The following is a 21,315-nucleotide window of genomic DNA, read 5'->3' on the forward strand; positions in this document are numbered from 1 at the left end:
TTTTGACTGTTTCATAAGAGGAAGAGAGCTATGCCTTTTGGATACTCAACTCTTCTTTTTCCTTATCTACAGAGATATTTACGGCATCACCCGGTTGCAATCCGGAAGAGATAATCAACTCGGAAAGACCGTCTTCAACATAAGTCTGGATAGCGCGCTTCAGCGGACGTGCACCAAACTGCACATCATATCCTTTCGTTGCCAGGAATCTCTTAGCGTCATCATCTACAATCAGCTTATAGCCAAGCGATTCAACCCGGTCGTACAACCCCTTCAACTCGATGTCTACAATCTTTGTAATAGCCTCCAAAGAAAGCTGATCAAAGGTTATAATCTCGTCGAGACGGTTCAAGAATTCCGGAGCAAACGTCTTATTCAGAGCCTTTTGAATCACATTGCGAGAGTGTTCGTTGTCATCTGTACGATTCTGTGCCGCAAAGCCCACACCGCGTCCGAACTCTTTCAACTGCCGGGTACCAATGTTTGAAGTCATGATGATAACCGTATTCTTGAAATCAATGGTTCTGCCATAATTGTCAGTCAAACGGCCTTCATCCAGCACTTGCAACAAGATATTGAATACATCCGGATGGGCTTTTTCTATTTCGTCCAGCAAAACAATGGAGTACGGCTTGCGACGCACCTTTTCAGTCAACTGTCCGCCTTCCTCATAACCTACATATCCCGGAGCTGCACCGATCATACGAGATACGGTGTATTTCTCCATATACTCGCTCATATCAATGCGTATCAACGCATCGGCAGAACCAAACATATACTTTGCCAACTGCTTCGCCAAGTGTGTTTTGCCGACACCGGTAGGACCAAGGAACATAAATGTTCCGATAGGGCGGTTAGGGTCTTTCAAACCGACGCGACTACGCAGAATGGCTTTTGTAAGCTTCTCGATAGCAGCATCCTGGGCAATAACCTTCGACTGCAAATCTTCTTTCATACTTGCCAATTTAAGGCCCTCTGCTTGTGCCATACGCTGTACGGGCACACCGGACATCATTGAAATAACATTCGCTATTTCTTCTTCACCTACCGTTTGGCGATCGTCTTTCAACCGGGCTTCCCATTCGGCTTTCATCTCATCCAAACGTGCGGAATATTCTTTTTCACGGTCGCGATAGCTTGCAGCCAGTTCAAAATTCTGCGATTTCACCGCTTCAGCCTTCATGCTACGGGCTTCTTCTATCAGCTTTTCTTGTTCTTCAATCTCCTTCGGAACATTGATATTCGTCAGATGTACACGCGAACCGGCTTCATCCAAAGCATCAATTGCTTTATCCGGGAAGTTACGGTCGGTTATATAGCGCTCTGACAACTTGACACATGCTTCCAAAGCTTCGTCCGTATAGCTCACATTGTGGTGGTCTTCGTACTTTTCTTTGATATTCTTCAATATCTGCAGCGTTTCTTCAGCAGTGGTAGGTTCAACTATCACTTTCTGGAAACGACGTTCCAAAGCACCATCTTTCTCAATGTTCTTTCTATATTCATCCAAGGTTGTGGCACCGATGCACTGTATTTCCCCACGTGCCAAAGCCGGTTTCAACATATTGGCCGCATCCATAGAGCCTGCTGCAGCCCCAGCACCCACAATGGTATGAATTTCATCGATGAAAAGGATGACATTCGGATTCTTCTGTAACTCATTGATAATGGAACGGATGCGTTCTTCAAACTGTCCACGATACTTTGTTCCGGCCACAACAGAGGCCATATCAAGCATCACGACACGCTTTTCAAAGAGAATACGCGATACTTTCTTTTGCACAATGCGCAGTGCCAACCCTTCTACAATAGCAGATTTTCCCACACCGGGTTCGCCGATCAATACGGGATTATTCTTCTTGCGACGGCTCAGGATCTGTGCTAAACGTTCTATTTCACGCTCACGTCCTACAACCGGGTCCAATTTACCTTCTTCGGCAGCGCGCGTCATGTCCATGCCAAAGTTATCCAGCACAGGGGTATCGTTAGAAGGCTTCTTGGATGCAGTCTGTGCAGATGATGAAGGTCCGTTACTGCTACGTGACGAACGGGACATGTTCATTTCCTCTTCATCTTCTTCATCATCCTCCGTAAATCCCATTCCAGCGTTCGGATTGGTCGATTTCATCGAAAGTTGTTCAAATACAGACTGATAGTCTACCTGATTTTCTTCCAAAACGGTAGCTGCCAAATTATCTCCATCTTTCAGGATAGCCAATAATACATGCTCAGTGTCGGCCGTTGCATTCTTTAATAGACGTGCTTCCAGCATACACATTTTCAATATTTTAGCTGCCATAGGAGACAGGGGAACTTCTGCATCAGGCAAGAGAGTGTCGTCCTCAGCATCCTTCAGGAAGCTTTCCAGACGGCTCTTCACCCGCTTTAAATCTATATCCAGTTTCATTAATATCTCAATAGCTTTTCCTCCGCCGTCTCGCAACATGCCAAGCAGAAGATGCTCCGGACCGATATATCTGTTTCTCAGCCGATTAGCTTCTTCTTTGCTATAAGTAATGATATCAGAAACTCTTTGCGAAAATTGATTATTCATACTCTTTTATTCTCCTCAATTAAAAGGTTATTCACGACAAAGATACGCATTTATTAATTCATCGTATCATATTTAACTGTTTTAATAATATACAAATCCCGTGCCATAAATCATCAAGCGCCTATATACCTATTCTATATATAGCTTTCGGCAAATACGTAAAATGGTATTTTGAATGATTTCAGAAATCATTGCTCCAATGATCTCTGAAATTGTTGCTGCAATGATTTCTGAAATCATTGCAGTTATCAGTTTTAGCTTTTAGGCGCGAAAACGTCCTTCGCGACACAAATTGCTGGCTACGACTAATTTGCTGCACTTACAACAAAGTTTATGAAGGAAAACTTTTGTATATCGTAAAAAAGCAGTACTTTAGCGTGGTTTTTCATAAACCCGCAAATGTATAATTAATAATCTTTTTAAATGCTTGAACAAGACAGAATTATAAAGATTAACATCGAGGAGGAAATGAAGTCATCGTACATTGACTACTCTATGTCGGTCATTGTTTCACGTGCCCTTCCGGATGTTAGAGATGGTTTTAAACCCGTTCACCGAAGAATTCTTTTCGGAATGATGGGACTGGGAAATACATCAGACAAACCTTATAAGAAATCGGCCAGAGTTGTAGGTGAAGTTTTAGGTAAATATCATCCTCACGGCGACTCTTCAGTTTATGGTGCCCTTGTCCGTATGGCGCAGCCATGGGCCATGCGCTATATGATAGTGGATGGACAAGGTAACTACGGTTCCGTGGACGGTGATAGTGCAGCCGCCATGCGATATACCGAGTGTCGCTTGCAGAAGATCGGTGAAGACATGATGATAGACCTCGATAAAGAGACCGTCGACATGCAAAATAACTTCGATGATTCTTTGCAGGAACCTACCGTTATGCCAACCCGTATTCCAAACCTTCTGGTGAATGGCGCATCCGGTATTGCCGTAGGTATGGCAACCAATATGCCGACTCACAATTTATCGGAAGTTATCGATGCCTGCGTCGCTTACATCGACAATAGCGACATTGATGTAGAAGAGCTAATGACCTACGTCAAGGCTCCCGACTTCCCGACAGGAGGCTATATATATGGTATGAGCGGTGTACGCGAAGCCTATCTTACAGGCCGCGGACGCGTAATCATGCGTGCCAAAGCCGAAATTGAAACCGGATCGACACACGATAAGATTGTCGTTACGGAAATTCCCTATGGTGTCAATAAGGCAGAATTGATCAAGAATATTGCCGACCTGGCTAATGAAAAGAAAATTGAAGGTATCTCCAATGCCAATGATGAGTCCGACCGCGAAGGTATGCGTATCGTTATCGACGTAAAACGTGATGCCAATGCCAGTGTCGTACTGAACAAGCTCTATAAGATGACTATGTTGCAGACGTCTTTTGGTGTCAACAACGTAGCATTGGTTCATGGTCGCCCCCGTTTGCTGAACTTAAGAGATTTGATCAAATATTTCGTTGAACATCGTCACGATGTAGTAATTCGCCGTACACAATATGATTTGCGCAAAGCCAAAGAACGCGCACACATCTTGGAAGGCTTGATTATTGCGTCCGACAATATCGATGAAGTAATCAAAATTATCCGTGCTGCCAAAACGCCGAATGATGCTATCTTTGGATTGATAGAACGGTTCCAATTAAGCGAAATCCAATCACGCGCCATCGTAGAAATGCGTTTACGCCAACTTACCGGACTGATGCAGGACCAGCTTCATGCTGAATATGAGGAAATCCAGAAACAAATCGCTTATTTGGAAGAAATTCTCGTCAACGATGAACTCTGCCGCAAAGTTATTAAAGATGAATTAATCGAAGTAAAAAACAAATATGGAGACGAACGTCGTTCGGAAATTGTTTATTCATCGGAAGAATTCAATCCTGAAGATTTCTATGCTGACGACGAAATGATTATTACCATTTCGCACATGGGATATATCAAACGTACTCCGTTGAGCGAATTCCGTGCACAAAACCGCGGTGGAGTAGGTTCCAAGGGTACTGAAACACGCGACGAAGACTTTGTAGAGCATATCTATCCTGCAACCATGCACAACACCATGATGTTCTTTACTCAAAAAGGTAAGTGCTACTGGCTGAAAGTGTATGAAATTCCTGAAGGAACGAAGAATTCCAAGGGACGCGCTATCCAGAACTTGCTGAACATCGACTCCGACGATGCAGTCAATGCATATCTCCGTGTAAAGAGTTTGACTGATCAGGACTTCATTAATAACCACTATGTGCTATTCTGTACTAAGAACGGTGTCATCAAGAAAACGTTGCTTGAACAGTATTCCCGTCCTCGCCAAAATGGTGTCAATGCCATTACCATCCGTGAAGACGACCGCGTTATCGAAGTGCGCATGACAGATGGAGACAACGAAATTATCATTGCCAACCGCAACGGACGTGCAATCCGTTTCCACGAAAGTGCCGTAAGAGTTATGGGACGTACTGCTACCGGTGTACGTGGTATGACATTAGATGAAGACGGCCAAGACGAAGTAGTTGGCATGATTTGCATTAAAGACCTTGAAACAGAAACAATAATGGTTGTATCCGAGCAAGGATATGGTAAACGTTCCGACATTGAGGATTATCGTAAGACCAACCGTGGTGGTAAAGGTGTAAAGACCATGAATATCACCGACAAAACGGGTAAATTGGTAACAATCAAGTCTGTCACAGACGAAAATGACCTGATGATCATCAATAAATCCGGCATCACTATTCGCCTGAAAGTAGCTGATGTTCGTATTATGGGTCGTGCCACGCAAGGTGTCCGTCTGATTAATCTTGAAAAACGAAACGATGAAATCGGTTCTGTATGTAAAGTCACCTCAGAAAACGAAGAAGAACTTCCGGCAGAAGGGGATGAAAATACTACGGAAAATTCTCAAAATGAAGCAAATAATGAAAATGAAGAATAGACATAATATTAATTTAAAATTTTCTACAATCATGAAAAGAGTACTATTTTCAGTGGTTTTATTGCTCGCCGCCGGCTTTACTTTTGCCCAAGAGAAGAATATAAAAGAGGCCAAAAGTATTGCCAATGAGACTAAACCAGACTTTGCCAAAGCAGAGCAACTGATCAATGAAGCCTTGACTAATCCCGAAACAAAGGACAAACCGGAGGCATGGGATGTAGCAGGTCTTATTCAAAGAAAAAGAAGTGAGAAAGAAATGGAAAATGCCTACTTGAGAAAGCCTTATGACACTCTTCAAGTATATAATAGTGCATTGAACATGTGCAAGTACTACTTCAAATGTGATGAATTGGCACAGATTCCTGATGAAAAGGGCAAAATCAAAAACAAATATAGAAAGTCAAATTCTGCTGCAATCTTGGCAGAACGCGGTAATCTGATTAATGGTGGTATCCAATTCTTCAATAATGCTTCACAAAAAGACGGTGATGCTGCAAAAGAAGACAATAAAAAGGCGCTCGATTTCTTTGCAACATATATTGATATCGCAGTAAATCCAATGTTTGAGAAAGAAAACTTGTTGCAAACAGATACTGTATTGCCACAGATTGCTTACTATGCAAGTTTAGCTGCCGCTAAATTGGAAGATTATCCCAGCGTATTGAAATATGCTCCCTATGCAAAAGATGATAAGGAAGTAGGAAAATATGCCATGGAATTTGTTTCTACAGCATTAAAAGCTGAAGGTGACACTGTAAAATGGATTGCTTCTTTGAAAGAAGGTATCCAAAAGTATCCTGAACATCCATTCTTCTTCGGTCACTTGATTGATTATTATAGCAATAACAATAAGTACGATGAAGCTATGCAATTTGCTGACGATATGTTGGCTAAAGATCCCAATAACACATTCTATTTGTATGTGAAAGGATATCTTTATCACAACATGAAAGATTACGATAAAGCCATTGAATTCTATAAGAAAACAACAGAAGTAGATCCTAATTATGCTGAAGCTTATTCTAATCTTGGATTGATTTACTGCCTTCAGGCACAAGATTTCTCAGAGAAAGCTACAACAGATGTAAATGATCCCAAATACAAAGAAGATCAAGCTACTTTGAAAGCTTTCTACGAAAAAGCAAAACCTAATTACGAAAAAGCAAGAGAACTGAAGCCTGATCAGAAAGACTTATGGCTGAATGGCTTGTATAGAGTATATTACAACTTGGATATGGGTCCGGAATTTGAAGAAATAGAGAAGATGATGCAATAAGGAATTTTTGCTCATCTCTAAAAACTAAAAAACCTAATCAAACTTTTGATTAGGTTTTTTAGTTTTATCCAGTTCTATATGAGAATTGTTATTTTATCATTGGAAATAGGGGGAATTTTGAATAATCGCATTATATATTAAACATAACGTTGATTACATCGCGACAACTCAGGAAATTCCAATTAGCTTGGACGCCCGTAAATCACCAATAACGGTGTATCAGAATGGAAAATCATTTTCCTGGCAATGCCTGGATTAAACAAACGGGAAAATATATTTCTCTTATATGAAGTTAATGTAATAATATCAATATGATTGCTCTTAATATAATTATCCAGACTATTCAAAAAGTCATCATTCTTCACGACATCATAATGTATTTCTAATTGCGGATATTGTTTCTGAAAATATTCCTTGATACCAGCTAATTTAATTTCATTCCAAGTATCTTGTACATCAGCAAGATGAATAAAAGATACAGAGAATTTAAATGGCTTCAAATTACTAATTAGTGAGTCAAAAGCAATCAAATCGCGTTGATCAAAGTTGGTGATAAATGCAATGCGCCTGGCTTCAGCAAACTGCTTAAACGGAGTATTTTCCGGGATAGCTAACACTGGTACGCGACTACGTTCAATAACTTCAGCAGTAACACTGCCGATTAAATCTATGTCCTTCTGATTTTTACCACGTGTCCCCATTATGATTATGCGCGGACGATACTCTTTGGCATAGCGCAAAACTTCTTCTTCAGGAATGCCTTCACGAAGCACACAGGTATATTTCACATCCGGAAATTCTCCTGAAGCCACTTTTTCTTTTACTTTATCAGATAAAGCATTTAAGTCAGAGTGTACTTTCTGTAAGATATTCCTAACATTCTCTTCATCACTTAATTGATAGTTGAAAACATCTCCATACGGCAAAGAAGTTGCATATATAGGAGTAAAATAAACATGCAGTAATACAACTTCTGCTCCTATATTCTGAGCAAAATTGAAACCAAATTCGCATGCTCTCAGAGAATAATTAGAGAAATCTACCGGAATCAGGACTTTATTGCTTACTTCCTTTATTTTGGGTGGCTTCCCTCCTACTACTTCTTCAGATAACCATGCAGAACTTTCAGTAATTTTCAAAGCATGGGGCAAATCACTTTCTTTTATACGCACACGCACACCGGAAGACACAACCGGCTGTATCTGATTTACATTGTGGATATAGGTATCAATACCTTCATTTTCAAGTACATTCTTCAGTATCTGCGCTTTCGCGTACGTCAGAATCGCTAATGTTACTAATTTATCTTCCATACGTCATTGATTTTAAGATTTAAACAAATAAGAAATCCCAATTGTTTGTCAGCAATTGGGATTCTATTTTACTTTCTTTTCTTAAGCCCGAACGGATTCTACAGTTTCGCCTGCCATTTCATCTAAAATTTTTAAAGCTCGGTCTAAAACAGTAGTATCATCAATCATAACCAAACCGCCATCAGGCCCTGGCTCTAAATGAATCCCCACACATTTTCCTTCTTTAAAATTATGTCCACCAAAGAAATTTCGTACTGTGTCAACATTTAGTCCAAGTTCATCAGCTATTCTATGCATACTACCGCTGGGCAATGAGTCTTTAATCTTACGAAGTTCATTAAATGTTATTGTTCTCATATTCATAAATTTAATGGTTAATACTCTGTGTTTTTTATTATCACGCTATAAACTTAAGGAAAAAAAAAGATAAAACAAATTATTTCTTTATCTTTTTTCAAAAAGAATATTACCACTAAGAAAAATAGACAATTGAATAACCTTTTTTCAAATTCTATCCAAACAAAGAACTGTAAGGAACCTAAAAAAACAGGTATAAAAATAGCTCGTATAAGACAAAATAAATTCGCTTAATACGAGCTATTATAGAAGACCTTACAATTTAAATCACTTCTATCGTGGAAGCAGGTACCCACCCTACTTTACCATCTTCTAAACGGATTTCTTTCCACTCGCGCATGGAATTATCCTTTATCTCAACTTTGCGTCCTTCATGCAGAATAAATAAGCTTGTGCCGCTTTCACTCGGAGTACTACGTACTGTAACACTGGGAGACAATACTATAGCTTCATTACGATCCACCAATTCCTTCTTTTGTTGTGCTGCAAAAACATTGCTCAGAACCACAAAGATCAGAAATACAATCCCTGCAATGAAGCCGGCTTTCTTTCCTACAATCTGTTTAGAAAAGAAAAACAAATAGAGAGAAACGAGCAGTAATATAAAGAATACCACTCCTAACTTTGCCCAAGCATCCACACTGAGGCTATTAATTAACGATTTAGTCCATGACACAAAGAATATTTCAGGAACCGGAACAACCTTATCAATAGTTTTAGAACGTGCTACTTCCAAATTAGCACGGATATCGGCGTTACCAGGCTGCAATAATAAAGCACGTTCATAGTTCAAAATTGCTTTTGCAATGTCGTCCGCTTTATAATAGCTATTCCCAAGGTTATAATACACTTCTGCGGCCTCACCTTTTTTTAATAGGTTCTCATAAATTTGAATTGCAGAAGCATAATCATTCCGCATATAAGCACTATCACCTTCAGCCTTTGTCACATTACGTTCTTGCCTGGCAGCCGAAAATTCAGCAGACGAACCAACGGACGTAGAATCGTTAGCTGCTTGCAATGTATCCGCGACTGTAGAGTCCTGTCCATAAGCAGTTGTTATTGTTAACACCAGACTAAGGGTAAGAAATAATATTTTTTTCATCATTATGCCCTCCTAATTAATGTTTTATCGAGTTTTCCATTTTACTGATAACCTCTAATGCAGCAGAATAAACCTTATCCATAGCCTGGTTATCATCTCCCGGAGCAAAACGGGCAAACTCACAATTGTTCAATGCATCAAGGAATTCCTTTATCAGTGCATCCCCAACACCATAATTACGAAGTTCCTCTTCGATATTATCTTTAGACAGACGAGAAACCGGAATATTAAGTTTATCACTGATATACCCCCAGAGAGCCTTCAATACTTCGTCATAGAATGCATCTTTTTTATTATCTGCCAACAACTTACCTGCTTGCTTCATACGTTTCACGGCAACCTTATTAGCCTTTTTCGTACGCATCTTCGCAACATTTGCATTGGCAGCTATCTGCTTACGATATACGATAAAGAATATAATGAACGCAATGCCAGGGATTAAGTAAAGCAACCAATATATTAATGATCCAAAGAAGAAATCCCCTTTCTGAGAAAGTGTCACATCATTTTGCTTGATATACCGGATATCTTCATTCAAAACTTTCAAATCTTCCTTATTCGTGAAGTTTGCAATGGTTTGAGCAGCATTACCTGCCCCCTTTTCTACATGCAATTCATACTCTTCCGTAGTCAGCGTCTTGTACGATTGAGAATTAATATCAAAATAGCTGAACTTCACAGCAGGGATTTTATAGGTTCCTGCATTTCGCGGAATAGCCAAATATTCAATGACTTTACTGCCCGAAAGTCCTGCATTTGTCAGACGGAACTTATTATCCACCTTCGGATCATAAACTTCAAAGTCTTCCGGAAACTTTATTTCAGGATTAGAAATCAATTTCAAATTACCGGTACCGGAGATTACGAGTTTCAATGTCACGGCGTCGTTCGTCTTTACATTCGTGCTATTGATAGAAGATGTGATGTTGAACTCTCCCACTCCACCTGAAAAATCAGTAGGTTTACCAGCAGGTAATGGTTTCACATCAATAGTCAATTGAGGAGTCAATATCGTCTTTTTAACTTCTACATAATTACTACCACCATTAAAGAATGCTTCAAATGGATCAGAAACCTGAGTAGCTTTTGCTATAGAAGCATCAAAACGGGCAGCATCAATCGTCAACTTACCGGACTGTTGGGGAAATAATACAAACTGGCGATAAATAGTAGATTGATAATTTCGACCTTTATAGTGTTCCAGACCCCATCTTCTGTCATTGGGAAGTTCTACCTCCTGTGAATGAAAGCCTTTGAAATCGGGTAACTTCACATTATCAAACGAGCGCAAATCAACCAAAGTATATATCTTATATGTGAGCAGAAAAGCCTCTTGCTCATACACAGTAGTTTTACTGGCAGTGGCAGTAATAAACAAATCGGTATTCGAAACAGATGTCCCGGAAGATGCCTGACTAGTAGTTCCACCACTTTGCTTACCTCCATTCCCGGAAGAAGCTCCATTCGCAGCCTGATCGGCCGGTAGCACCTTGACCTGCACAGAGTTAGAAACCATTTGATTACCATCGGCTGTAATAGTAGCACCCGGAATGGTAAAGCTACCTTCTGTAGTAGCCATCAAAATGTAGGTAAATGTAATACTGCTGGTCGAAGTAGTCTGCCCATTAATTATCTGTACACTGCTTTGTTGCGAACGACTGGGTCCCATCAACACATCAAATCCTTTGATAGAAGGGGCTCTAAAGTCTCTCACCTTCTGTGTAGTCACTGTATACGACAGTCTGAACTGATCGCCTACCGCCACAGCATCAGGAGCAGACGCAGTAAATGAGACCTTGCCATCGGCAAAAGCATTTATGCTGACTGCTATCAGCGCTATCCATAAGAAAACTATTTTTCTCATATACTATTCCTATTATGTTTGTTACCAATCCTTTTCCAGACGACGTCCTTGGAGTACTTGTTGCTTCTTCACTTTATCCTGTACATCCTTTTCATCCTGCATCACCGAGTTCAAAAGTTGCTCTGCATTCTCTTTGGACATCTCATTGTCTTTCTTTTCAGGCTGAGAAGGTTGCTGTTGCTGGTCTTGATTCTGCTGCTGATCCTTATTCTGATCTTGCTTGTCCTGGTCTTTTTGTTGATCTTGCTTGTTCTGATCTTGATTTTGGTCTTGATTCTGTTGTTGTTGGTCTTTCAACATCTTCTGAGCCAATGCAAGATTATAACGTGTTTCATCATCTTTCGGATTATTACGCAACGACTCTTTATAGGCTTCCACCGCCTTTGCATAGTCTTTCTGCGAGTGAAAAATGACTCCCATATTATGATATATCTGTGCCAGATTTGATTTATCTTTCTCTACCTTCGTAGCTCCCACGTATTGCTCCATAGCCTCTTTCGCTTTATTCTGCTGCATCAGCGTATTTCCCAGATTAAACATGGAAATTGTAGACTTCGGATTTGCCTCCAGAGCCTTCCGGTAGTTTACTTCTGCATTTACATATACACTATCCTTGAAAAAGCGGTTTCCCTTACGGATAAAATCGCGTTCTGCTTTCTGGGCAGAAGCTGAAACTGCTACGAGTAACAGCAAAACCATTCCAATATACTTTTTCTGTAACATACGCATCATTTCTTATTAGAGAACAAATGAATGTTGCGGAACAGAGGATTTTTACGTTCCAATATCAACATTTCCGCCAACAGTAACAGCAAAATAATCCATGCTATTGCCTGGAACTGCTCATTGAATTCCGTATAAACCTGCGTCTCCACATCTGCTTTCGCCATCTTATTGATTTCCTGGCTGATTGCCTTTTGAGCATTGTTAGTGTTATCAACGCGCACATAGATACCATTTCCTGCTTTAGCTATTTCCTGGCACATTTCCTCATTGAGACGGGTAACAATGACATTACCATCACGGTCACGGCGGTAATCATTGGTACCTTCTACCGGAATAGGCGCTCCATCAGGCATACCAACTCCTAATACATTAACTTGAATGCCCTTCTCTGCAGCTGCTTTAGCAGCTTCTACAGCACCACCTTCATGGTTTTCACCATCAGTGATGACAATAACAGCACGCCCTACTCCCTCTTGTGGCGTAAAACTACGGGCGGCCAAGTTTATGGCAGCACCAATGGCCGTACCTTGCTTTGATATTAATGAGGGATCAATGGATTCCAAAAACATCTTGGCAGAAATATAATCGTTCGTAATCGGCAACTGCGTAAACGCATCACCTGCAAAAACAATCATACCAACTTTATCGTTCTGCATTTTGTCAACCAATTGTGCAACCAATCGTTTAGCTTTTGCCAGGCGGCTGGGCTGCACATCTTGTGCCAACATAGAATTAGAAATATCCAATGCTATCATAACTTCCACTCCTTGACGCTTTACCGTCTCAAGTTTAGAGCCAAATTGCGGGCGCGCCAGCAATACAGCGAATAATCCGATAGCTGCAAATACCAGCCAGAACTTTACATCCGGGCGATATTTGGAAACATCCGGCATCAACTGTGCCATCAGTACCGGGTCACCAAATTTACGGATGGCTTTCCGTCTCCGATAATTGGAGTACAAGTAGAAGGCTGCCAAGAAAGGCAACAGCAACAACAAGTACAAATATGCAGGTTCTTCAAATCGAAACATCTTCTATTTACAATTTTACGATTTACAATTTACATTACTTCCGGTTACGGTATCTTCTTCAATATAGAATTACGCAACAAAACTTCCAGCAACACGCACAAGAAAGCCGCCAATGCAAACCAACGATATTCTTCTTGGCGTTTACTGTATTCCTTCACGTTCAGTTTTGTTTTCTCCAGTTTGTCGATCTCTTCGTACACCTCTTTCAATTTGGAATTGCTGGTAGCACGGAAGTAGTTACCATCCGTTGTTCCGGCAATCTGCGTCAAGGTCTTTTCATCAATCTCAACCGGCATATTGACGTATTGCACAGTTCCGCCTACCGGATAAGGATAAGGCGCCATACCATTGGTTCCTACACCGATAGTATAAACACGAATGCCGAAACTTTTGGCTATTTCAGCCGCTGTCAAAGGAGAAATATCGCCTTTATTGTTGACACCATCCGTCAGCAGAATAATGACTTTAGACTTTGCCTTGCTATCCTTTAAACGGGTAACCGCATTGGCAATTCCCATACCTATCGCTGTTCCGTCTTCCACCAGTCCACACTTCATATCCTTCAGCAAGTTCAGTAGTACAGCATGGTCCACTGTAAGCGGACATTGGGTAAAACTCTCTCCGGCAAACAAAGTTATGCCGATATTATCATTCGGACGTCCATTGATAAATTCAGCAGCTACATCTTTGGCAGCTTCCAGACGATTGGGTTTCAAGTCTTCGGCGAGCATACTCGTAGAAACGTCCATTGCGAGCATAATGTCGATACCTTCAATCTCACTGTTCTGCCAGCTATTGGTAGTTTGCGGACGCGCCAAAACAAGGATAAGCAATATCAGAGCAATTATCCGCAACACAAACGGCGCATGCAGCAAGTAGTTCTTATAACTTTTCGGAGTATGGGCATACACACGAGCGTCCGAAATCTGAAGCGTTGCCTCACTATTCTTCCGTTTCATGATATACCATACTATATAAGGTATAAGCAACAGCAGCAAAAATAAATATTCAATATTGGCAAAAACCATGATATTTACAATTTTACAATTTACGATTTACGATCAGAGTCTCTCTTCAATGCAATGCCATCAGGCAAAGTAATTGTACAACTCCAAGCCTATATATATCAGCGAACCGATAAGAGCGGCAGCCAGCAATACAATCCCAGCACCAAGCAATATTTTTGTACGCAAGGAACGTTTCTCTATAATGGTTATTTCAGTTGGTTGCGGCTTGGCATTCTCATCTTCTTTCTCTTTTGTTTCGTTGATGAAGTCAATAGCATTAATCAAATTGGCATCATTTTCATTCATCATCGGATTATGCTTGGCAAACTTCACTAAATCAGCGGTCTGGAACAAGCCACGCAAGTCTGATATAGCTTCTTTATCTTTCATTTCCAGCAGCTTATCAATTATTTCAGAAGAAGTCATTTCTAAAGCATTGAAGCCAAAACGATCTTTAATATAAGTACGAATAGCATCCGTTAATTCTGTATAATACTCCTTCGGTTGTCCCTTCTGCCAAACCTTCTCGTTTTTAATACGCTCAATTTCCTGCATTGCCAATTGATGCGGCGGTAGCTTCGGTTCTACTTTCACCTTGCGGATAATCGGCTTGTTATCGCGAATGCGCTTCACAAGATAAATCAACAACAAGAGGAAAGGCACAAACAACAATATGCATGCAATAGCAACATACCAATCCTCCCACGCAAAAGGTGCCTGCATCACTGTTTTCGGACCAAAGAACTGGTCAGGATGCAAGGTATCTACCGGCATAGAATACACTTTTAAGGCCAATGCCTTGGAACGATAAGGCTTGTTGTCCACAAGCACCTCCATCGGTGGCAGATAATAGAGCGCTGAATCAAAAGAGGTAATGGTGTACTCTTGCGTTATCAGTGAACGTCTGCCATCATTCAGCATTTGTGTATCCGGTTTGGCTATATCTATAATCTCCACCCCACGTACCAACGTATCAGTATAGGCTGGAAATATTGCACGCTTATCGGCATCCAGCGCTACCTGAAGCTTGATTTTCGCTTGCTCTCCAATCAGGATTTGCAAAGAGTCGATAGTTGCATCTACCGTCACCGACTGGGCAACTGCCCTACCCGTCAATGCTACTAACAGTGTTATCAGAAATAAATATCTTTTCATTTTCCGATTAATTTCGTTTCGCAAACAAATTCATCAATGCCTTCACATAGTCTTGGTCTGTACGTACCGACACATTATCGACATTGCTCTTGGTAAACGTTTCGTTCAGTTCCACCTGCTTGTTTATCCACCAGTCATGGTGGGCACAGCGTACGGCACGTGAAGAAGTATCAATCCACTGCTCATGCCCCGTTTCCGCATCTTTTATCTTCATCAAACCTACAGCAGGCAAATCTTCCACACGACGATCATACACTTGAATCGCAACCACATCATGCTTGCGGTTGGCAATGGTCATCGCATTCTTGAAGCTCTCCTGATCGATAAAGTCCGACAAGACAAAAGCAGTACAACGACGCTTCATTACGTTCGTCAGATACTCCAATCCAAGGCGGATATTGGTTCTGCGGCTTTCCGCATGAAAGTCTATCAACTCACGGATGATGTAGAGTATATGCTTGCGCCCTTTCTTAGGCGGGATAAACTTCTCAATCCGGTCTGAAAAGAAGATGACGCCGATTTTATCATTGTTCTGAATAGCAGAAAAAGCCAACGTTGCAGCTATCTCCGTTACCATATCTTTCTTCATCTGCTTTATCGTACCGAATTCCAAACTACCGGAAACATCGACCAGCAACATCACGGTCAGTTCGCGCTCTTCTTCAAACACTTTAACGTAAGGTTTGTTGAAGCGTGCAGTCACATTCCAGTCAATGTCACGTATATCATCGCCAAACTGATATTCGCGCACTTCGGAAAATGCCATACCTCTACCTTTGAAGGCCGAGTGATACTGCCCTGCAAAGATATTATTGGATAATCCGCGCGTCTTTATTTCAATCTGACGGACTTTCTTTAATAAATCAGTTGTTTCCATTGATATATATGAATAATCCTATTCTCTCTTTATATTAAGGTACTTCTACCTTATTCAATATCTTGCTGATGATTTCATCCGAAGTCATATTGCTGGCTTCAGCTTCATAAGTCAAGCCGATGCGGTGGCGCAATACATCGTGTGCCACAGCGCGTACATCTTCGGGAATAACGTAACCACGACGCTTGATGAAAGCATAACTGCGCGCAGCCAATGCAAGATTGATAGAAGCACGGGGCGAACCACCAAAACCGATCATATCTTTCAGCTCCTTCAGGTCATATTTATCCGGATAACGCGTAGCAAATACGATATCAACAATATATTTTTCAATCTTTTCATCCAGATAAACCTGACGAACTACCTTACGCGCTTCGAGGATTTCATCTGCTTTCAAAATAGGCTTCACATTGAATTTATCACCATTAATGTTCTGGCGAATAATCAGTTTCTCTTCTTCCTGTTTCGGATAATCAATAACTACCTTCAGCATGAAACGGTCAACTTGAGCTTCAGGCAGCGGATAAGTACCTTCCTGTTCGATCGGATTCTGTGTAGCAAGCACCAAGAAGGGTTCGGGTAACTTGAAAGTCTCCTTGCCGATGGTCACTTGGCGTTCCTGCATGGCTTCCAGCAAAGCACTTTGTACTTTGGCCGGAGCACGGTTAATTTCATCTGCCAAAACAAAATTAGCAAAAACCGGACCTTTCTTAACTTGGAACGTTTCGTCTTTCTGACTGTAAACCATTGTACCGATAACGTCGGCAGGCAACAAGTCGGGTGTAAACTGGATACGACTGTACTGCGCATCAATCAATGAAGCCAGCGTCTTGATAGCTAAGGTCTTTGCCAAACCGGGCACACCTTCCAGCAACACGTGTCCATCGGACAACAAACCAATTAACAACGACTCTACCAGGTGTTTTTGTCCTACTATGACCTGGTCCATACCTGTGGAAAGATTGGTAACGAAAGCACTTTGTCTTTCAATCCGCTCGTTCAGCTCGCGGATGTCAATTGTTTCAGCCATAAATCAATCTATTTTTTAATGTTTAATTTCCTCATTTATCCGGTTTTGCACCGGTAATTATTTTTTTCGCTCCCAAAAGTACGGGAATAAATTAACCATACCAACTAATTTTTATTAAAAAACAATGTGAAACCTTTAGATTAAACTACTTTCATAGAGTTTAGTATTTAACAAAAAAAGAAGCAGTAATTTTTTACTGCTTCTTTGCTAATTTTGGTATCTTGATGGTAGTGCCATAAGGTACATTATCGGGATTCTTGATTACATCCGGATTATGCTTTACAAGATAAGGCCACAAAGCCTTTGTACCATAAAAACGAAGCGCTACTTTGGTCAACGTCTCCCCTTCCTTTATAGTATAGGTCGTTTCTGTTCCGACAATTGTATAATCTACAGAATCCGGTTCAAACGGCGCTGCAGCAGGTTTCTTTTGTTCTTCTTTATACGCAGGTTTCGGCACAACTTCTTTCGGAGTTTCTTGAGGAGGAGCAACCGCGGCAAGGGTTTCAGCTACCGTATCCACCTTAACCGGCTCTATAACATCTTCAGCAATAACACTATCCATCAAAGCAGTCTCATTCTTTTCAATCGGTTCATTTGTACCAGAATCAGCAACTTCCTCCGCAGGCTGCTTTGTCGTCAGTTTATCAAGTAAATCAGGATAATACATAAAGGCCACAGCTCCACCACATAACAGCACAACAAAAACAACGATACCGATAAAATACTTCATAGCAGAAGAATCCACAGGTTCTTTCACCTCCGATGCTTGTTGCTCGAGCTTCAGAGCAACCCTATCTACAGCACTCACAGGCTCATTCTTGCTCTCTTTTTCGATAACAGTTTCAGGAGTTGATGTTACAGGCACATCAACTACCGCTTCTTCCGATTCCGGCATTTCCTCTTTCGTATTATTCTCTTGCTCTGAAGGCATTGCTTCCTCAGGTGCAGCTATTACCTCCTCGCTGACAGTTTCTACAACCAACTCTTGTCCTTTCGTTTCCGAAACTTTTGAATCAGCTTCCTCATCTTCCTCATTATCATTCTCCAATGGAGTATCTTCGAGTACGGTATCATCATTTAGAACAACCGTCTCAAAATGCGAAAAAGGTTTGTTGATAATATCCTTCAAGGTTGGCTCCGGTGTAAAAGAGACCTTTGTATGACCTTGTATCTGAAATCTTTCTCCCGTATTTACGTTGACACTTTCACGGCTCTCCACATCAATCAGTTTGAAAGTACCCAGTCCTTTTATCTTCACATACTTGTCCTTTTCCAACGCCTCTTCAATCAGCTGGAAAAATTCCTTCGTAAAGCTTTCTGCATTCTTTTTGCTCATACCATGCTTCTCAGCAAGCATGTCGATCAAATCTTGTATATTCATTTTTTCATTCATAATATGGGAGCATTTAATCGAGGAATTACTTAAACTTATCTTTCAACGATGTGCTGGGTTTATAAGTTAGCACCAATTTAGGAGGTACCAGCATACGCTGCTTTGTTGTCGGACTCACAGAAATACGTTCTGCCTTCTTCTTCACTTCGAATGTACCAAAGTTCTGTACGGAAATAGCGTTTCCATCCTCCAACTGCCGTGTCATCTCCGACAACAAAGAGGCAATCAGTTCAGAGGTATCCTTTAAAGTATACCCTAACCTCCGTGACAACTCAGAAGTAAACTCTTTGTTATTCAAAATACAAGCTTTTAAAATGGAACTACGGTGCTATATTAGCAAATCTTCTCCACATATACAAGAAGTTCGGGAAAAATCTTTAAATAATCCGTCCAAAAAGGTCGAAATCATCGGAATTTACTATCTCTACCTGGTAAAAGTTACCTATATGCAGTGTTTCATCCCCGCACGCTATCAACACTTCCGGATCTACTTCGGGCGAATCGAATTCAGTACGCCCCACATAGTAATCTCCTTCTATACGGTCAATGATTACTTTCATACGCTTCCCCACTTTCATGGCACTCAGTTCTGCCGAAATACCTTGCTGAATAGACATCAGCTCATCCAGGCGTGCCTGCTTCACTTCCTGTGGAATAATATCCTCATATTGTGCCGCCGCATACGTACCTTCCTCTTCGGAATAAGCAAAAGCGCCCATTCTATCGAAACGCACCTTGCGAACAAACTCCTTCAACTCCTCAAAATCAGCTTCAGTTTCTCCGGGATGCCCCACCATAAGCGTAGTGCGAAGATGAATGCCGGGCACTTCCTTGCGGAACTGCTCTATTAGTTGATAAGTCTCAGCTTTTGATACATGACGTCGCATCTGTTGCAGCATATTGTCACTGATATGCTGCAAAGCAATATCCATATACTTACAAACATTGGGTCGCTCACGCATCACGCGGAACAGATCTACCGGAAAATGTGCCGGATATGCATAATGAAGTCGTATCCATTCCACGCCGGGAATATCAGAAATACATTCAATAAGCTCAGGCAACATTTGCTTCTTATATAAATCCACTCCATAATAGGTCAATTCCTGTGCTATGACTTGAAACTCCTTAACGCCACGGGCTACCAAGTACTTCACTTCATCTACGATTTCTTCCATCGGACGCGACACATGCCGCCCCGTTATGATGGGAATAGCACAATAAGAGCATTTCCGGTCGCAACCTTCCGAGATTTTCAGATAAGCATAATGCTTAGGAGTAGTCAGTGTACGTTCTATATGAAGCTCATCATGATAAGCTTTACCCAAATCCTGCAGCAATTCTTTCCAATTGAATTTACCATAGAATTTATCCACTTGTGGTATTTCAATGGCCAATTCCTTCAGATAGCGTTCCGAAAGACAGCCCATCACATACAGTTTTTCTAAATCACCTTCCTCCTTTGCCTGTGCAAATTCCAGAATCATATTGATAGATTCCTCTTTAGCATCACCGATGAAACCGCAGGTATTGATAACTGCAATCTGCCCTTTCGGATGTTCAGCATCATGCGTCACATGAAAACCGACTTCCTCCAACTGGCGCATCAAATGCTCCGAATCCACTAAATTCTTAGAACAGCCTAAAGTTATAATGTCGATAGTCTTCCGTCTCATGCATTCTCCCCAAACAGTGAATCAACAAACTCCTTTTTGCGGAATACCTGCAAATCTTCCATACCCTCACCCAAACCGATATACTTAACCGGGATCTTAAACTGATCGGAAATGCCGATGACTACGCCACCTTTCGCTGTTCCATCCAACTTGGTAACGGCCATTGCCGTAACTTCCGTTGCCAGCGTAAACTGTTTAGCCTGCTCAAATGCATTTTGTCCGGTAGAGCCGTCCAGTACAAGCAAGACCTCATTCGGCGCATCCGGCACAACCTTCTTCATTACATTCTTAATTTTGGTCAGCTCATTCATCAAGCCCACCTTATTATGAAGACGTCCTGCCGTATCGATAATCACTACATCTGCTTGATTGGCAACAGCAGAACTCAAAGCGTCAAAAGCAACAGATGCAGGATCAGCCCCCATCTTCTGCTTCACAACGGGCACTCCTACCCGTTCGCCCCAAATCACCAACTGCTCTACAGCAGCTGCACGGAATGTATCGGCAGCACCCAGATAAACAGATTTACCCGCCTTTTTGAACTGATAAGCCAGCTTACCAATCGTAGTTGTCTTTCCCACGCCATTCACGCCAACCACCATAATCACGTATGGTTTTTTCGTTATAGGAGCTTCAAAATCATCTACATCGTCCGAATTGTTTTCCGTGAGTAAAGCAGCGATTTCATCGCGCAAAATCTTGTTCAGTTCCTGCGCATTCATATATTTTTCGGCAGCAGCACGTTTTTCTATACGTTCAATTATTTTCAACGTAGTTTCCACGCCTACATCCGAAGTAATCAAGACTTCTTCCAGATTATCCAGAACTTCGTCATCGACTTTCGACTTTCCAGCTACGGCACGAGCTATCTTTCCGAACACACTTTCCTTGGTCTTAGATAATCCTTTATCTAATGTTTCCTTCTTTTCCTTGGAGAAAAAACTAAAAAATCCCATACTCTAATTGTTAGTACAATACATTATGCCACAAAGATAA

General features: G+C 41.3%; 17 protein-coding genes. 2 read left to right on the forward strand and 15 right to left on the reverse strand.

Going from position 1 to position 21,315, the window contains the following annotated elements; all coding sequences use genetic code 11:
- Window positions 1–28: 28 nt before the first annotated feature.
- Window positions 29–2,554 carry an ATP-dependent Clp protease ATP-binding subunit gene (locus AAE250_RS04735; protein ID WP_294597298.1) on the reverse strand — a complete coding sequence of 842 codons (2,526 nt, stop codon included), beginning with the start codon at window positions 2,552–2,554 and terminating at the stop codon, window positions 29–31.
- Window positions 2,555–2,977: 423 nt separating this feature from the next.
- Between AAE250_RS04735 and gyrA the strand changes: the two genes are divergently transcribed.
- A complete protein-coding gene (gene gyrA / locus AAE250_RS04740; protein ID WP_294597301.1) occupies window positions 2,978–5,506 on the forward strand; it encodes a DNA gyrase subunit A in 2,529 nt (842 codons plus the stop codon).
- On the forward strand, window positions 5,490–6,782 hold the full coding sequence (locus tag AAE250_RS04745) for a tetratricopeptide repeat protein (RefSeq protein ID WP_294597304.1): 1,293 nt from the start codon (window positions 5,490–5,492) through the stop codon (window positions 6,780–6,782). The genes gyrA and AAE250_RS04745 overlap by 17 nt, the downstream gene beginning before the upstream one ends.
- A gap of 182 nt (window positions 6,783–6,964) precedes the next feature.
- Here AAE250_RS04745 and AAE250_RS04750 read toward each other — a convergent pair whose 3' ends face one another.
- From AAE250_RS04750 to ftsY, 14 genes are all read right to left on the reverse strand, one after another.
- Window positions 6,965–8,095 carry a universal stress protein gene (locus AAE250_RS04750; protein WP_294597307.1) on the reverse strand — a complete coding sequence of 377 codons (1,131 nt, stop codon included), beginning with the start codon at window positions 8,093–8,095 and terminating at the stop codon, window positions 6,965–6,967.
- A gap of 81 nt (window positions 8,096–8,176) precedes the next feature.
- Window positions 8,177–8,458, reverse strand: a complete 282-nt coding sequence (locus tag AAE250_RS04755; RefSeq protein WP_294597309.1) for a DNA-binding protein — start codon at window positions 8,456–8,458, stop codon at window positions 8,177–8,179.
- Between the two features lie 256 nt (window positions 8,459–8,714).
- The gene (locus AAE250_RS04760; protein WP_294597311.1) at window positions 8,715–9,560 is read right to left on the reverse strand and encodes a tetratricopeptide repeat protein; all 846 of its coding nucleotides are present in this window, start codon (window positions 9,558–9,560) and stop codon (window positions 8,715–8,717) included.
- Window positions 9,561–9,573: 13 nt separating this feature from the next.
- On the reverse strand, window positions 9,574–11,421 hold the full coding sequence (locus AAE250_RS04765; RefSeq protein ID WP_294597312.1) for a BatD family protein: 1,848 nt from the start codon (window positions 11,419–11,421) through the stop codon (window positions 9,574–9,576).
- Between the two features lie 21 nt (window positions 11,422–11,442).
- Window positions 11,443–12,153, reverse strand: a complete 711-nt coding sequence (locus AAE250_RS04770; protein WP_294597314.1) for a tetratricopeptide repeat protein — start codon at window positions 12,151–12,153, stop codon at window positions 11,443–11,445.
- Entirely contained in the window at window positions 12,150–13,178 is a 1,029-nt protein-coding gene (locus AAE250_RS04775; RefSeq protein WP_294597315.1) for a VWA domain-containing protein, read from the reverse strand. Before AAE250_RS04775 ends, AAE250_RS04770 begins: the two co-directional genes overlap by 4 nt.
- 44 nt (window positions 13,179–13,222) lie before the next feature.
- Window positions 13,223–14,206: a vWA domain-containing protein gene (locus tag AAE250_RS04780; protein WP_294597318.1), complete on the reverse strand. Its 984-nt coding sequence runs from the start codon at window positions 14,204–14,206 to the stop codon at window positions 13,223–13,225.
- Between the two features lie 60 nt (window positions 14,207–14,266).
- A complete protein-coding gene (locus tag AAE250_RS04785) occupies window positions 14,267–15,340 on the reverse strand; it encodes a hypothetical protein (protein ID WP_294597320.1) in 1,074 nt (357 codons plus the stop codon).
- A gap of 7 nt (window positions 15,341–15,347) precedes the next feature.
- Window positions 15,348–16,217: a DUF58 domain-containing protein gene (locus AAE250_RS04790; RefSeq protein WP_294597322.1), complete on the reverse strand. Its 870-nt coding sequence runs from the start codon at window positions 16,215–16,217 to the stop codon at window positions 15,348–15,350.
- 34 nt (window positions 16,218–16,251) lie between these two features.
- Window positions 16,252–17,247, reverse strand: coding sequence for an AAA family ATPase (locus AAE250_RS04795; protein WP_294597323.1), 996 nt, complete (start codon window positions 17,245–17,247; stop codon window positions 16,252–16,254).
- Between the two features lie 193 nt (window positions 17,248–17,440).
- Window positions 17,441–18,643, reverse strand: a complete 1,203-nt coding sequence (locus AAE250_RS04800; protein ID WP_294597326.1) for an HU family DNA-binding protein — start codon at window positions 18,641–18,643, stop codon at window positions 17,441–17,443.
- Between the two features lie 25 nt (window positions 18,644–18,668).
- A complete protein-coding gene (locus AAE250_RS04805; RefSeq protein ID WP_294597329.1) occupies window positions 18,669–18,941 on the reverse strand; it encodes an HU family DNA-binding protein in 273 nt (90 codons plus the stop codon).
- Window positions 18,942–19,020: 79 nt separating this feature from the next.
- Window positions 19,021–20,319, reverse strand: coding sequence for a 30S ribosomal protein S12 methylthiotransferase RimO (gene rimO, locus AAE250_RS04810; RefSeq protein ID WP_294597333.1), 1,299 nt, complete (start codon window positions 20,317–20,319; stop codon window positions 19,021–19,023).
- The gene (gene ftsY / locus AAE250_RS04815; protein WP_294597335.1) at window positions 20,316–21,275 is read right to left on the reverse strand and encodes a signal recognition particle-docking protein FtsY; all 960 of its coding nucleotides are present in this window, start codon (window positions 21,273–21,275) and stop codon (window positions 20,316–20,318) included. Before ftsY ends, rimO begins: the two co-directional genes overlap by 4 nt.
- Window positions 21,276–21,315 lie beyond the last annotated feature (40 nt).

Source organism: Bacteroides sp. GD17 (assembly GCF_038448625.1).
Lineage (GTDB): Bacteria > Bacteroidota > Bacteroidia > Bacteroidales > Bacteroidaceae > Bacteroides.